Source organism: uncultured Tateyamaria sp., from assembly GCF_947503385.1.
Taxonomy (GTDB): Bacteria; Pseudomonadota; Alphaproteobacteria; order Rhodobacterales; family Rhodobacteraceae; genus Tateyamaria.
Map to the genome: position 1 here is coordinate 42,027 of NZ_CANNDO010000006.1, position 11,934 is coordinate 53,960.

The following is an 11,934-nucleotide window of genomic DNA, read 5'->3' on the forward strand; positions in this document are numbered from 1 at the left end:
TGGAGCTATACCTGCCGAGGGTTACCGGAGTGCTAAGATGGTTCGCTGATCTGCCAGCGGCTTTCCAGTTTGCGCAGGGCCGCGATGCGGTCGTCCGTTTTGGGATGGCTCATCAACCATGCGGGTGCGGCACCCTTGCGCGCCTGTGTCAGGCTTTCGAGCTTCTCAAACAGGGTGATCTGCGGCGTCACGCCAATCCCCGCCTTGGTCAGCAACGCAGCGGCATAGGCGTCCGCTTCGTATTCGTCATTGCGCGACAGTCGCGCCGCCAACAGTCTGGTGAGCACATTGGCGATCCAGACCCCCACACCGGGAATGAAACGTGACAGCACCAATGCCAGCGCGGTGCGCAGCGCGTTCTGGCCGGAAAAGTCGATCATCCGGCGGCGGCTGTGCCCCAACGCCACATGCCCCAGTTCATGCGCAATCACACTGGCCATTTCGTCAGCGGAAACAGCACCTTGGCGAAACTTGTTGTAGAACCCACGGGTGATAAAGATGCGCCCGTCAGGGGCAGCCAGCCCGTTGATCGGGTCGATCTCGTAGATATGCACCTTGATGCGCGGCAGATCGAGCGCTGCGGCCATTTGGTCGCACATCTGGCGCAGCATCGGATCGGCCAGTTCGGTCGATTGCGCATCCAGCTCGCGCGAGGTGCGCCAGACTGAAAAGCGGTACATGACAAGGCCATAGAGCAGTGCCAGCAGGATCGGGGTCAGCTTGAGCATAGATAGCATATGGGGCGCGGGACGGGCGCAGGCAAGCGCTCAGACATCCCAAGCCACCGGCAGTTGCACAGGTCCGCGAAACGCCCAACCGGCAAACGGAACATCCCCCGCAATCCGCAGTCCGGGCAAAGCGTCAAAAAGGGCGGGAAGCGCGTGATCCGCGATCAACGCTCGCGAGGCCGCAGCACCGGCACAAAAATGTGGCCCGGCACCGAAAGGGATCGCGGGGCGCGTGTTACGGCGGATGTCAAAGCGGTCCGGATCGTCGAAATGTGCCGGGTCGCGGCACGCTGCACCAAACATGAAAAAGATGAGCTCGTTTTCCTCGAACGCCACGCCGCAGGCGCTGTCATTGTGCGCGACCCGTCGTGGCGACATCCCGATGGGGGCGACAAGTCGTACGTATTCGTCAAACGCGTCCCCCCACGTGGCCGCGCCTTGCCGGATCTGGGCGTGCTGGTCGGGATGGCGCAGCAGCGCCCAGACTGTGCCGGCAATGGCGTCCCGCGGCTCGTTCTGGCCGCCGCCGATGATGACGCGCACATTGCCTGCAATCGCGTCAAGCGACAGTCCGGCCTGATCCAGTACCGAAATAATCGACAGATCGGGCGCGGCGCGCAATTCGGGCAGGCGTGCCTTGATCAGCGCCAGCACCTGTTCGGCTGCGGCATAGCCTTTGTGATCAACATCCGGGTCGCGCTGGTAGTTTGCCGCGGCATCCAGCATCGCCTGACTGGCCGCGTCCATGTCGGCGGCGGCCATATTGGTGAGGCCGGTCATAACCCGCAGCGCGTCGGCGGCCACGGGCATGGCATAGTCCGTCACCAGATCGCAGGATCCTCGCGGCGTGATCCGCTTCAACTGACGGGCGACGATGTCGGCGAATTGTGGTGCCAGCACGTCGCGCACCGTGCGCGGGCTGAGCGCCGGAAACAGCGCGCGCCGTTCAGCCATATGCGCCTCGCCGTCCTTGCGCATCATGTTGGCCCCCATGACCTTTGTCAGCAGCCCCTCCGGTTGGTGGCTGGAGAACAGCGCAATGCGCTTTTCCTCACGAAAGATGTCATCGCGACGGGTGAACAGGCTCGCGCCCAATTCGGGCACGTAGCAGACAGGACTGTGCGCGCGCATTGCGGCAAGATCGGGGTAGGGGTCGGCGTGAAAGGCCGTCGGATCAATGTGGTAGACAGGGGCGTTCGACATGGAGCGCAGCCTAGGTCAGACGCTCGCCCGCGCAAAGTGTTAACGCGTGAGCGCGCGCATCCCCCGGCTCAACCCTTCGAGGGTCATGGGCACCATGGTATCCGCACCAAAAATCTCCTGCACCATGGCGATGGATTGGGTGTAGGGCCAGTATTTCTCGGGCACCGGGTTAATCCACAGGTTCGACGCCCATTGGTCCCGCGCCCGTTGCAGCCAGACCTGACCCGCCTCAGCGTTCCAGTGTTCGTTGGCCCCACCGGGATAGGCGATCTCGTAGGGAGACATGCTGGCATCGCCCACAAAGATGCATTTGTAGTCCGGACCATAGGTGCGCAGCACCTCGTGGGTCAACGTTTGTGCGTCCCAACGGCGGCGGTTGTCACGCCACACCCCCTCGTAGAGACAATTGTGAAAGTAGAAGTGTTCGAGGTGTTTGAACTCGGACTTTGCCGCCGAGAACAACTCTTCCACGATTTTGATATGGGGGTCCATGCTGCCGCCTACATCGAGGAACAGCAGCACCTTGACCGCGTTGCGCCGTTCGGGCCGGGTCTGCACATCCAGATACCCGTGTTCGGCGGTGGCGCGGATCGTGCCGTTCAGGTCCAGTTCTTCTGCCGCGCCATCCCGCGCCCAGCGGCGCAGGCGTTTGAGCGCCACTTTGATGTTACGCGTGCCCAATTCGACCGAGTCGTCGAGGTTCCTGAATTCGCGCTTGTCCCAGACCTTGACCGCGCGCTGGTGGCGGCTGTCCTTCTGGCCCACACGCACACCTTCGGGGTTGTAGCCATAGGCACCAAAGGGCGACGTACCTGCCGTGCCGATCCACTTGTTGCCGCCCTGATGCCGTCCCTTTTGCTCTTTAAGGCGTTTCTTGAGCGTTTCCATTAGCTTGTCGAAACCACCTAATGCTTCGATTTCGGCGCGTTCTTCTGCGCTCAGGTGCTTTTCGGCCATCTTTTCGAGCCAGTCGGCGGGAATGTCGACGGCCTCAAGCACCTCTTCGATGCTGATGCCTTCCAACCCTTCGAATGCGGCGGCAAAGGCGCGGTCGAACTTGTCTATATTGCGTTCGTCTTTGACCAGACTGATGCGCGCGAGATAATAGAACGCCTTGATGTCATATGTGGCAAGACCGGCTTTCAACCCTTTGAGAAAGCTCAGAAATTCGCGCAATGAGACGGGGATACCCGCGCGCCTCAAATGCTCGAAGAATGGCAGGAACATCAGCCAAACACACCGTTGCGGTCGAGAATGATTGTCACGATCAAACCCAGCAGAGCAAAGGCGATGCCGTAAACGGCGGCGTATTGCGCAATGTCCAGACCCTTGCCACCGCGCCGTTTGGCGTTCAGGCCGCCGATCACGGCGCCGATCAGTGCTGCAGGTAGATAGATCATATCGCGCCTTTCGTGTTCCCTGTCAGGGACTTAGCGGCGCGACTTAACCTTTCAACGGACTCAGAGAAGAGATTTCCCGCAGCTTGGCCCGCACCGCCCAATCCGAGCCAAAGCCGTAGCGCGCCCAGCCAAGGCTGTCCAGCCTGACGGTACGTGCCTCGGCGGTGCGTCCCTGAAGGTCGAGCGCCTCGGCGCGCAACAGCAGGAGCGTGGACAAAAGGGCTGCATTTTCGTTCTGCGCGGCCTCGTCAATATGGCGCGACAGGATGAGCATTGCGGCATCGCCGTCACCGCGGGTGATCGCATAGGCGGCCAGCTGTGTCGCGACATAGGCGCGGTGCAGCGTGGCACCGGGGGTCGCGGCGTAATACTGGTCGGCGGCGCGGAAATGGGTCTGTGCGGCCTTGGGATCGGAGGACAGCAGCAGACGGCCATTGGCGTAATGCGCAAAGGCGCGGCGGTGATCCTGCCATCCCATGGCTTGCGAAATTTCCAGCGCGCGGGCGGCGGCGGCACGGCGCTGGTTGGCGTTGGCCCCGGGGCCAAGCGCCGTTTGGACCGCATCGCTCCAGGCGCGGGGGGTGCGGGTTGCGAATTTGGCGGGCAACGCCTCACCACGCGGATTGATGCGGCCAAAGATCTTGGGCAGCATCAGTGCCACCTGTCCGCGCGTCATGCCAGAGCGCAGTTCGGGTGCGTAATACGCCTTGAGCATCAGCATGTCGAAACCGGTCAGCACCGTGTGCACGTTGTCGTCGTTGAACACGCTGTCAGGCAGGCGATAAAGATCGTTGAGCGGGCCGATGGCCTGCGCCAGTTCCTCGTGCAAACAGTCGCGCACCTCTTGGGGGCTTGCGTCATTGGGCAGGAAGATCGCCAACTTTTCCCGCTTGCGCAGGGCCGACCAACTGGTGCGGGTGCTGCGGCGGTTGGGCTTGTATTCGCGGATGGTTGTGATGTTGGGCACCACGAAACAGGCGGCATGGGGCAGGGCGCGGCGGATCTCGGCGCGGCTGACGGCCTCGATCGTGATGTTGGCGCTGTTGCCCGGCGCTGCCTCGTAGATGTCGATGCCTGCTTCGGTGCGCAGACGGTGCATCAGGCGGCGCAGATCACCACCCAGCGAGGCGGGTGGCGCGCCGGTGACGCGGACCGAGATAGGTCCTTCGAACCGGGTAAAGACGGGCAGGTCACGGCCCGATTCCAGTTGGAAGCTCAACTCGATAAAGTCGAGCGCCAGATCATTGTTGGATTTGACCGGTGCCTCGGGGCGCGGCGCGCCAAAGGTCTTCATCGGCGGCAGGTCGGAGGTTTGCGGCAGCGCACGCGACGGCGTATCGCCGGGGGTCACGGGCACACAGGCATTGAGCAACAGCACGAAGGGGAGAACAAAGCGGCGCATGGTGATTATCCCCGATCGTATTTGATGAAAGGGGACAGGGCGCCGACGCGGTCATAGAGCTTGCGCGCTTGCGCGTTGGTATCCTGCGTCAGCCAGTAGACCGACGGATTTCCTGCGGCGTCGGCGGCGGCATATACCGCCTCGATCAGGCGCCGCCCGATGCCCTGACCACGCACCGACGGATCCGCATAGAGATCCTGAAGGTAGCAGACATTTTCGACGCGCCAGCAGTGGCGGTGAAACAGGAAATGAACCAGCCCGACCAGCTTGCCGGCCTGTTCGGCGACCAGCGCAGAAAAATCCTGCGGGTCGGTGCCAATCAGGCGTTGGAAGGTCGTGTCAAAGACTTCCTTGGGGCGGGACGTGCCATAGAATTCAAGATAGGCCGCCCACAGACCGTCCCATTGCGGGCGATCCGACAAAGTCAGAGGGCGCACGTTGAGTGCGTCGTTCGGGGTCATTTATACTGCCTGCCTGCTTTTTAGCATATTGGATGCGGGCGTTTTCGCCTCTCATCACGGTCAAGATATGGAGCATTTCAGGCAAAAGAAAGACATTTTATCCACAGGCCCTGCGGCAAGAGGGCTCAGCGCTCCGTTGTGGCCCAAAAGACTCGCTTGGTGCGATGAAATTTTGGCAATTCAGGCAGATGCGTGCAGGCGCGCAGCGCGGAGGGCGCGCGCGATCCTTTGGAGTTGGGTACCAGAGGGGGCGTGCGGCTATCGCTGTCCACGCGCCATAAAGGCCAGCCGTTCGAACAGGTGCACATCCTGTTCGTTTTTCAGCAATGCGCCGTGCAGCTTGGGCAGGGCACTTGCACCGTCGGCCTTGAGGTCTTCGGCGTCCATGTCTTCGGCCAAGAGCAGCTTGAGCCAGTCGAGCACCTCGGATGTTGACGGTTTTTTCTTCAGCCCCTGCTGGTCGCGGATTTCGAAAAACTGGGTCAGCGCCGTGGTCAGCAGGTTTTGCTTAATTCCGGGATGGTGCACTTCGACGATGGCTTTGAGCGTCTCCATGTCCGGAAACTGGATGTAGTGAAAGAAACAGCGGCGCAAAAACGCGTCGGGCAGTTCTTTTTCATTGTTCGAGGTGATGATGACAACGGGACGCTGACGGGCCTGAATCGTCTCGCCGGTCTCGTACACAAAGAACTCCATTTTATCGAGTTCTTGCAGCAGATCGTTCGGAAATTCGATATCCGCCTTGTCTATTTCGTCGATCAACAGAACGACTTTCTCGTCCGCCTCAAAGGCTTCCCAGAGCTTGCCCTTTTTGATGTAATTGGACACGTCATGCACGCGGTCCTCACCCAGTTGGCTGTCGCGCAGGCGGCTGACGGCGTCATATTCGTAAAGGCCCTGCTGCGCGCGGGTAGTGGATTTGACGTTCCATTCGATCAGGCGCAGGCCCAGGCTGCGCGACACCTGTTTGGCCAGCTCTGTCTTGCCAGTGCCGGGCTCGCCCTTGACCAGCAGGGGGCGTTCCAGCGTGACGGCGGCATTGACGGCAATCGTCAGGTCGTCAGTGGCGATATAGGCGTCGGTGCCTTGAAATTTCATGTGGGATCACCTTGTTGCGGGCCTCAGTTCATGGAGAGGCTTTTAGCCAATGTGGCGCATGATTGTGTAGTGACAATCCCATATACGTCCGGTAGACGCTGCGGCAGGGAGCCGGTGGGGGCGATGCACGAGGAGCCAACAGACCGTTCATGGCCAACGCAAGTCGTATTGAGGGGAAGCAAATGAAGCAGGAAATGTTCTTGCCGGACGATTATCGCCCGGCCGAAGACGAGCCGTTCATGAACGATCGGCAGATCGAGTACTTTCGCCGGAAGTTGCTGACGTGGAAGGGCGAGTTGATGGCGGGCAGCCGCGACACCATTGAGGGGTTGCAGGACGGCACACGCAATATTCCTGACGTGGCAGACCGCGCCTCCGAAGAGACCGACCGCGCGTTGGAACTGCGCACCCGGGATCGTCAGCGCAAACTGGTCGCCAAGATCGACGCAGCGCTGCGCCGGATCGACGAAGGTGAATACGGTTATTGCATCGTGACGGGCGAACCGATTTCGCTGAAACGGCTGGATGCGCGTCCCATCGCGACCATGAGCCTTGAGGCGCAGGAGCGTCACGAGCGGCGTGAGAAGGTTCATCGCGACGACTGAATGCGCCAGCACATTGGCTCCGCGGATCAGGCCGCATTGAAAATGCGGTTTGGTGCAGGGGTGGATGCAGTGTTTGGGAAGGCGTGCCATTGGCGCGCCTTTTTCTTTTTTGTTGGTGGGGTGGTCTGTTTGCTGCGCAAAGGCGCCCACCCACCAACCCAGCATAGGGTGCGCCGAGGGCGCACCCACGATGGGATCAGGTTTGAGCGCGGGTGAGCATTCCGTAGAGGTCGCGCGGATCGTCGGGATCGGCGAGCAGGTCGAGCGGATGGTAAAAGGGCGTGCCAGCAATCCGGTCACGCACAAAGCGCAAGGCGGAAAAGTCTTCGATGGCAAAACCCACACTGTCAAAGATCGTGATCTGCTTGTCGGATGTCCGGCCTGGTTTGCGACCCTTGAGAACCTCCCAGATTTCGGTGACGGGGTGGTCTGGGTCGAGTTGTTGGATGTCGCCTTCGATCCGGGTTTGGGGCGGGTATTCCACAAATATTTCGCCGCGTTCGAGGATCGCGGGTGCGATTTCGGTCTTGCCGGGGCAATCGCCGCCGATGGCGTTGATGTGCACACCCGCGCCGACCATGTTGTCTGTCAGGATCGTCGCATAGGCTTTGTCGGCGGTGCAGGTGGTCAGGATTTGCGCATCGATCATTGCGTCTTCGGCGCTCGTGCAGGTGGTCACGTGCAGCCCCGATCCTTGGAGATTGGCCGCGCATTTCGCGGTTGCATCAGGGTCGATGTCAAAGAGCCGCACATGGGTGATGCCTGCAATGGCCTGCATGGCACGGCTTTGGAATTCCGATTGCGCGCCGTTGCCGATCATCGCCATGGTGGTCGCACCTTTGGGCGCGAGGGTGCGGGCCACCAACGCCGAAGTGGCGGCAGTGCGCAAGGCGGTGAGCAGGGTCATCTCTGTCAGCAGCACCGGGTAACCGGTGTCCACATCGGCGAGCAGGCCAAAGGCGGTGACGGTTTGCAGGCCCTGACCCATGTTCTTGGGGTGGCCATTCACATATTTGAAGCCGTAGCTGATTCCGTCCGACGTGGGCATCAGTTCGATCACACCCTCGGGCGAGTGGGCGGCAACGCGCGGCGTCTTGTCGAATTGTTCCCACCGGCTGAAGTCGTCGGCGATATAATCGGCGAGACCGCACAGCATGTTGTCCAGTCCCACATAATGGATGAGATGCATCATGTGTTCGACAGACACGAACGGCACGAGGGCTTTGTCAGACGGCTCCATTCCGGATCCTTTCAATAGGCGCGTGTGGGGCGGTCGAAAACGCGGCGGCCAAAAGCCGAGGCCACGAGATCAACCATGACCTGCGCCGTGCGGCCGCGTTCGTCGAGAAACGGGTTTAGTTCCACAAGGTCAAGCGAGGTGAGGCGACCGCTGTCGCAGATCATTTCCATCACCAGATGCGCTTCACGCAGGGTTGCGCCACCGGGGACCGTCGTGCCCACGGCAGGCGCGATGCTGGGATCGAGAAAATCGACGTCAAGCGAGACGTGCAACATTCCGTCCGCGGCCTGAACCCGGTCGAGGAAAGCCGCCAGCGGTTTGGCTATGCCGTGCTCATCAATGTGACGCATGTCGATGTAAGTCACATCCGTGGCCTGCACTGCGGCGCGTTCGGGCGCGTCCACAGACCGCAGGCCCAGCATCGCGATGCGGTCATGGGGCACCGGGTGGACAACAGCGGGAAAACCATCAAATCCGTCGCGTCCCGTGGCATAGCCCATCGGCGTGCCGTGCAGATTGCCCGACGCGGTGGTGGCGGGGGTGTGATAATCGGTGTGCGCATCAAGCCATAGGACAAACAGCGCGCGATCAACCGATGCGGCATGGGCCGCAACGCCGTGCACTGTGCCAAGGGCCAGCGCGTGATCGCCGCCCATGAAAATGGGCAGGCCGGTTGCCGCAGCCTTTGCCGCTGTGCGGGACAGCGCAGTGGTCCAGGCGACGGTCTCGTCGCGGGCGTGCAAGTGGGCATCGGGTGTTTCGGAATAGGGATCGGGTGCGACATTGCCGCGATCGTCGACGCTGTGGCCCAGATCTGCGAGTGCCGCTTGCAGACCGGCTGTGCGGTAGGCATCAGGGCCCATCAGGCACCCTTGGCGGCGCTTGCCGCAATCCATCGGCACGCCGATCAGGTGTATGGGAGGGACGGACATGGTTGGATTCTCCGGCGGGTGACGTTGTGGGAGACATGCGTGCGTTTTGTGGCATCGACAAGCGTGTGGATCGACGGTATTGCACGATGATTGTACAAATTGGACAGTATGAATGGACAAAGTGGACAATCAATTGCTGGCGGCCTTGCGCGCGGATGCGCGGGCGTCGCATTCGACCCTTGCCGCAACGCTGGGCCTGTCGCGGGCAACGGTGCGGGCGCGGATCGACAAGATGGTGGCGCGCGGTGACATCGTCGGCTTTTCCGTCGTCACGCAGGCGGATGTGCAGCGCGATCCGGTCCGCGGCTTAATGATGATCGGGATCGAGGGGCGGGGCACTGAAAAGATCATGCGCAGCCTGCAAGGGATGCCGGAGATGCGTGCCGTGCATTCGACCAATGGGCGCTGGGATGTGATTGTGGAGATCGGCACTGAAACGCTGGATGCGTTTGACGCGGTTCTGTTTCGTATCCGGCGGCTCGACGGTGTGGTCGCGAGCGAGACGTCGCTGTTGCTGTCGACTAGGCTGTCAGTTTGATCCGCAGGGCCGCGATCCAAAGGGCGGCCAGACCAAGTGAGATCACCATATTCCAGCCTGCCATACTCAGCCCCGCGAATTGCCATGCGATGTCATCGCATCGCACAATCGGCGCGGCCATGATCTGATCAAAAAGCGCCCCGGCGTCTACGCCACTGACACCTTGCGCGGAGCAGGATGTCGGGCCTTCCCACCACCCCTGTTCGACACCCACGTGATAACCGCCGACCCCTGCGGTTGCGAGCGCCGCAAGCGCGCCAGCCGCCAAAAGGATCGGGGCAGGGATCAAAACGGCGACCGCACCCAGCACAATCGCGACCGCGTGCGGGTAGCGTTGCCAGATGCACAATTTGCATGGCGGCAGGCCACCCAGATGTTGAAAGGCAAATGCGCCCAGCAACAGCGCAAGCGAGCCACCCGCGGCCAGCGCAGTCAGTCCGCGTCGCGTCATAGCACGGTCACCGCATAAAACCCGCCCACCAGAATGACGATGAACAGCGTGAACATCAGGCCCAAACGGCGTTCGATAAAGTCCCGGATCGGGTGGCCGAATTTCCACAACAGCCCCGCGACGATGAAAAAGCGCAGGCCGCGGGCAAGGATGGATGTGGCGATAAATGTGGCCAGCGGCATTCCGGTCCAACCCGACATGATGGTGATGACCTTATAGGGAAAGGGCGTGATCCCTGCCGTCAGCACGGCCCAGAACCCGAAATCGTTGAACCGCGTGTTGAACGCCTCCATCGTGTCGCCCTTGCCAAGCGCTTCGAGGATGGGCTGACCGATGGTCTCGAACGCGAACGCCCCGATGGCATATCCCAACGCGCCGCCCAGCACCGACGCCACAAGGCAGACCCCCGCGATCAGCCACGCCCTGTGCGGGGCGGCAAGGATCATCGGGATCATCAGGACATCCGGGGGAATCGGAAAGACCGAGCTTTCGATGAAGGCGACAAAAGCCAGAACCCACAAAGCGCGAGGATGGTCGGCCCAACCCATCGTCCAGTCATACAGTCTGCGTATCATGGGGCGGGGCAGACCATGCAGGTGGCGCGCCGTCAAGACGGATTGCGCTTGCCCCGCCGCATCCGCTTCGCTAATTCAGGGCGCGAAGCCGATGTGGCGGAATGGTAGACGCAGGGGATTCAAAATCCCCCGCCTTCACGGGCGTGCCGGTTCGAGTCCGGCCATCGGTACCAAGGCTTCCGACTTTTTCCCTTTCGTGCGGCGCATGGCCGCTTTTGGTGTCACGTTTCGACGAACGTGCCGTTTTGATAGGCGATGTCCTTGCTCGTCTGCGATCCCATGCTGACCGTCAGTGCAGGGCCGAACATCTGCTGTGGCACTGCGCCGGGCAGCACATTCGACGCAATGACAAGCCTCACTGTGTTGTCCGGCCGAAAGCTTGCTTGGGCGTTGAACATGACAGATTCGGCGCAGAACGGGTTGGCCGTGTTCTGGCCGTTGAAGGTGTAGGCTTGGGCCAGACCGGTTGTGATCATCATGGAGCCGCGCACATTTGTATTAGAATCATCATTGGTGACCTGAATTTGGCCCGGCGCGCCCCGGCCAGCATTTGTCAAAAGGCCCGAGGATTGCGCACTGTAAACCTCGCCTGTCTGAGCGGGCGTTTCTGACGTGGGGGTGATGACCGCACCAACCTGCACCGGGGTGTTGGAGGTGTAGACAAGAAGGTTGTCGGTCCAGGTCAGCGTGTTTTGCTGTTGCGGGGTGCCCTCAACCCAAACCAGATCGGTGCCGCCGCTGCCGGGTTTAAGCACGACAATGTCGAGGGCCTGTTGGCGAAGCTGCATGAGATCCGAGGAATCAATGGAAATGTTCAGGGAAAATGTTGTCATAAACGGTACTTTCTAAGGTTCGGTGCCTGCTGCGCGGTTGCGCGGTTGGTATACAGTCGGTTCAATCGAAGCGCTTTGGAAATGGCCGCATCGAGGCTTACCCGGCACAAGCAGCGTTCCGCTGACCGAAATAAGGCAAACGATTCGTTAAATGTGGCGCCTCACAGCACCAATCTGAACCAATTTCGCGCTTGCGGTACAATTGATTACAAAATGTGAACGCAGTGCAGCGCCGTTTGTGGCGCACGGTTCTCCAAACGGCGGGGTCAGACTGTTTCCAAATTGGAAACCAGAAGTTGAAGGCGCGTGTCGGTCAAATCCCGCCGAAACCCCTTTTTCATAAGGCCATGAGCGCTTTTCCGCCGATCGCTTCGCAAGTCCGACAGCGCGGAAATCGCTACCCTCGGTTGCGTATTGTTCACAAACTGTCCCGTTTGGTGAAACATGGTTACCAAAATGCTGCCGTTT

Annotated in this window: 14 protein-coding genes and 1 tRNA gene; 3 read left to right on the forward strand and 12 right to left on the reverse strand. The window is 60.9% G+C overall.

All coding sequences use genetic code 11. The features are described 5' to 3' along the window. Positions 1-32: 32 nt before the first annotated feature. The 7 genes from Q1A85_RS17480 to Q1A85_RS17510 form a co-directional block, all read right to left on the reverse strand. Positions 33-728, reverse strand: a complete 696-nt coding sequence (locus Q1A85_RS17480; protein WP_299692424.1) for a M48 family metalloprotease — start codon at positions 726-728, stop codon at positions 33-35. Between the two features lie 39 nt (positions 729-767). Next, positions 768-1,931: a cytochrome P450 gene (locus Q1A85_RS17485; protein WP_299692427.1), complete on the reverse strand. Its 1,164-nt coding sequence runs from the start codon at positions 1,929-1,931 to the stop codon at positions 768-770. Between the two features lie 39 nt (positions 1,932-1,970). Beyond that, positions 1,971-3,158, reverse strand: coding sequence for a VWA domain-containing protein (locus Q1A85_RS17490; protein ID WP_299692430.1), 1,188 nt, complete (start codon positions 3,156-3,158; stop codon positions 1,971-1,973). Next, positions 3,158-3,331, reverse strand: coding sequence for an apolipoprotein acyltransferase (locus Q1A85_RS17495; RefSeq protein WP_299692433.1), 174 nt, complete (start codon positions 3,329-3,331; stop codon positions 3,158-3,160). The genes Q1A85_RS17490 and Q1A85_RS17495 overlap by 1 nt, the downstream gene beginning before the upstream one ends. Before the next feature lie 43 nt (positions 3,332-3,374). Then, positions 3,375-4,733 carry a DUF2927 domain-containing protein gene (locus tag Q1A85_RS17500; RefSeq protein ID WP_299692435.1) on the reverse strand — a complete coding sequence of 453 codons (1,359 nt, stop codon included), beginning with the start codon at positions 4,731-4,733 and terminating at the stop codon, positions 3,375-3,377. A gap of 5 nt (positions 4,734-4,738) precedes the next feature. After that, positions 4,739-5,194, reverse strand: a complete 456-nt coding sequence (locus tag Q1A85_RS17505; RefSeq protein WP_299692438.1) for a GNAT family N-acetyltransferase — start codon at positions 5,192-5,194, stop codon at positions 4,739-4,741. Between the two features lie 258 nt (positions 5,195-5,452). Beyond that, positions 5,453-6,292 (reverse strand): MoxR family ATPase, encoded by an 840-nt coding sequence (locus Q1A85_RS17510; protein ID WP_299692441.1) that lies wholly within the window; start codon positions 6,290-6,292, stop codon positions 5,453-5,455. Between the two features lie 149 nt (positions 6,293-6,441). Between Q1A85_RS17510 and dksA the strand changes: the two genes are divergently transcribed. Then, positions 6,442-6,897 (forward strand): RNA polymerase-binding protein DksA, encoded by a 456-nt coding sequence (dksA, locus tag Q1A85_RS17515; RefSeq protein WP_299692444.1) that lies wholly within the window; start codon positions 6,442-6,444, stop codon positions 6,895-6,897. Positions 6,898-7,093: 196 nt separating this feature from the next. On the opposite strand, the gene Q1A85_RS17520 is transcribed toward dksA, so the two are convergent. Both Q1A85_RS17520 and rocF read right to left on the reverse strand, forming a co-directional pair. Continuing rightward, positions 7,094-8,137 (reverse strand): ornithine cyclodeaminase, encoded by a 1,044-nt coding sequence (locus Q1A85_RS17520; protein WP_299692447.1) that lies wholly within the window; start codon positions 8,135-8,137, stop codon positions 7,094-7,096. Between the two features lie 11 nt (positions 8,138-8,148). Next, positions 8,149-9,069 (reverse strand): arginase, encoded by a 921-nt coding sequence (gene rocF / locus Q1A85_RS17525; protein ID WP_299692450.1) that lies wholly within the window; start codon positions 9,067-9,069, stop codon positions 8,149-8,151. A 112-nt stretch (positions 9,070-9,181) separates the two neighbouring features. On the opposite strand from rocF, the gene Q1A85_RS17530 reads away from it, so the two are divergent. Then, positions 9,182-9,607: an Lrp/AsnC family transcriptional regulator gene (locus Q1A85_RS17530; protein WP_299692453.1), complete on the forward strand. Its 426-nt coding sequence runs from the start codon at positions 9,182-9,184 to the stop codon at positions 9,605-9,607. On the opposite strand, the gene Q1A85_RS17535 is transcribed toward Q1A85_RS17530, so the two are convergent. Continuing rightward, a complete protein-coding gene (locus tag Q1A85_RS17535; protein ID WP_299692456.1) occupies positions 9,591-10,058 on the reverse strand; it encodes a disulfide bond formation protein B in 468 nt (155 codons plus the stop codon). The genes Q1A85_RS17530 and Q1A85_RS17535 overlap by 17 nt on opposite strands. Continuing rightward, positions 10,055-10,633, reverse strand: a complete 579-nt coding sequence (locus tag Q1A85_RS17540) for a YqaA family protein (protein ID WP_299692459.1) — start codon at positions 10,631-10,633, stop codon at positions 10,055-10,057. Before Q1A85_RS17540 ends, Q1A85_RS17535 begins: the two co-directional genes overlap by 4 nt. Before the next feature lie 87 nt (positions 10,634-10,720). On the opposite strand from Q1A85_RS17540, the gene Q1A85_RS17545 reads away from it, so the two are divergent. Beyond that, a tRNA-Leu gene (locus Q1A85_RS17545) sits at positions 10,721-10,806 on the forward strand. A 48-nt stretch (positions 10,807-10,854) separates the two neighbouring features. Here Q1A85_RS17545 and Q1A85_RS17550 read toward each other — a convergent pair. Beyond that, positions 10,855-11,421: a hypothetical protein gene (locus tag Q1A85_RS17550; protein ID WP_299692462.1), complete on the reverse strand. Its 567-nt coding sequence runs from the start codon at positions 11,419-11,421 to the stop codon at positions 10,855-10,857. Between the last annotated feature and the right edge of the window lie 513 nt (positions 11,422-11,934).